Consider the following 2223-nt stretch of genomic DNA (forward strand, 5'->3'; position numbering starts at 1 on the left):
TGAATGTTACGAACTAGCACCACGCGTTTATTTTTAAGTAAAGATACATTATTTTGGAAGTGGAGGAAAGACAAATGACGCTGAAAAGCTCGTTAGCAATTGCAGCCGGTAAATCTTCATACTGGTTCTTACACAATTTTATGCATGGTGGAACTTCATTACCAGGTAAAATAACACTTTCAATCGACCCTGATGTTTTACGCGATTTGGCTAAAAATTACGAGATCGTGATCATCACTGGTACGAACGGAAAAACTTTAACAACTGCACTTACAGTTAAAGTCCTACAAGCAAAGTATGGCAATATCTTGACTAATCCCAGCGGATCTAACATGAAACAGGGGATCGTCACAGCCTTTTTGACTAACAAAAAAAGGAAGAACGGTAAAAAAATTGCAGTTTTAGAAACTGACGAAGCTAATGTCCCAATCATTTCAGAATATATCAGACCGGCTGCGTTTGTTTTGACTAATCTTTTTCGCGATCAAATGGACCGTTATGGCGAGATCTATACAACTTATGAAAAAATTTTAAAGGGGATCAGGATGCATCCAAAAGCAACTGTGATTGCAAACGGAGATGCACCGATCTTTAACAGTAAAGAACTGCCTAACCCCCTGATCTATTACGGCTTTGACCACCAAGATGACCAGGAACAAATGGCTCCGGCCAACACAGATGGTTTATTGTGTCCTAAATGCCAGCACATTTTACATTTTAAAAATCTAGTTTATAGTAATCTTGGCAAATATTACTGCCCTAATTGCGGTTTTAAGCGGCCAACACTGCAGTATCGAGTTAATAAGTTAAGTAAACAAACACCACAATCTTCAACTTTTGAGATCGATGGTCATGAAATGACGATCCATATCGGCGGGACCTACAATATTTACAATGCACTTGCAGCATATACCATTGGTGCTTTTTTAGGTGTTGAACCAAAAAAAGCTGTCCAAGCTCTTAGCGATCCCGACAGTAAAGTTTTTGGACGACAAGAAGTGATCAATGTTAATGGCAAAGAAGTCACGTTGATCTTAGTTAAGAATCCAGTCGGATTAGATCAAGTTTTACAGATGGTCAAAAGTGACCAAGAACCCTTCTCCCTGGCTATTTTGTTAAACGCAAATTATGCTGATGGGATCGACACCAGTTGGATCTGGGACGGGCGTTTTGAAGATCTTCCTTTTGACAGGATCCCTGTTGTCTTGACCGGTGGCGAACGCTATAAGGATATTACTTTCAGATTAAGGGTCGCCGGCGTGCCTGAGAAAAACTTTGAACAAGAAGAAGATCTTGAAACCGTGTTGAAAAAAATCAAAGCTATGCCAACAAAACATGCTTACGTCTTAGCTACTTATACTGCTGTTTTACAGCTTCGTAAAATGTTAGCACAACAGGGTTACATTAAAGGAGGAATGGATTGATGGAATATTCATTGAAGCTGGCCCACCTTTATGGTGATCTTTTGAACACATACGGAGACATCGGCAACATCTTGACATTGCAATATTATGCCAAGCAAATGGATGTTGAACTCGCTGTTAAAGTTGTTTCATTAAACACACCTTTTAAAGCCGATGATTATGATATGTTTTTCTTTGGCGGCGGCCAAGATTACGAACAAATGATCGTTTCCAAAGACATTCAGGATAAAAAACAGGGATTGACCGATTTTATCGAGGACGGTGGTCCAGGCTTAGCGATCTGTGGCGGATATCAATTGTTGGGCAAATATTATATTGGAGCTGACGGGCAAAAAATATCCGGTATTTCAGCTTTGCCTCACTATACTAACAGTCAAGATAACAACCGCTTCATTGGAGATATTACAATTAAAAATGAAGGATCTGGTGATGTATATCATGGGTTTGAAAACCACAATGGCGTCACGTATTTAGGAAAAGGTGAACGTCCATTAGGTACAGTTATATCTGGTCATGGAAATAATGGCGAAGATGATGGTGAAGGGGCCATTTACAATAATATTTTCTGTTCCTACTTTCATGGCCCGATTTTAGCCAGAAACGGAGAACTAGCAAAAAAAATGCTGTTGACAGCTCTTAAAAGAAAATATCCTGATGCTGATTTTTCAAAGCAGGAAGCTTTAGAAATTAAACCAACTTATTAAAAAAAGCACGGATCAAGATCGATCCATGCTTTTTGGGACTTTGTCATATTGTGTTGATAGTCCTTAGAACTCTATCTTTATGGTAGGGTTCTTTT

2 protein-coding genes are annotated in these 2223 nt (G+C 39.0%); both read left to right on the forward strand.

Going from position 1 to position 2223, the window contains the following annotated elements; translation table 11 throughout:
* The first annotated feature begins 74 nt into the window (after positions 1-74).
* The gene (locus tag FC65_RS10245) at positions 75-1424 is read left to right on the forward strand and encodes a Mur ligase family protein (RefSeq protein WP_056972616.1); all 1350 of its coding nucleotides are present in this window, start codon (positions 75-77) and stop codon (positions 1422-1424) included.
* Complete coding sequence (locus FC65_RS10250) at positions 1424-2128, forward strand: type 1 glutamine amidotransferase (protein WP_056972619.1); 705 nt, start codon at positions 1424-1426, stop codon at positions 2126-2128. The genes FC65_RS10245 and FC65_RS10250 overlap by 1 nt, the downstream gene beginning before the upstream one ends.
* Positions 2129-2223: the final 95 nt, after the last annotated feature.

The sequence above is a fragment of the Ligilactobacillus acidipiscis DSM 15836 genome (assembly GCF_001435755.1).
Taxonomy (GTDB): domain Bacteria; phylum Bacillota; class Bacilli; order Lactobacillales; family Lactobacillaceae; genus Ligilactobacillus; species Ligilactobacillus acidipiscis.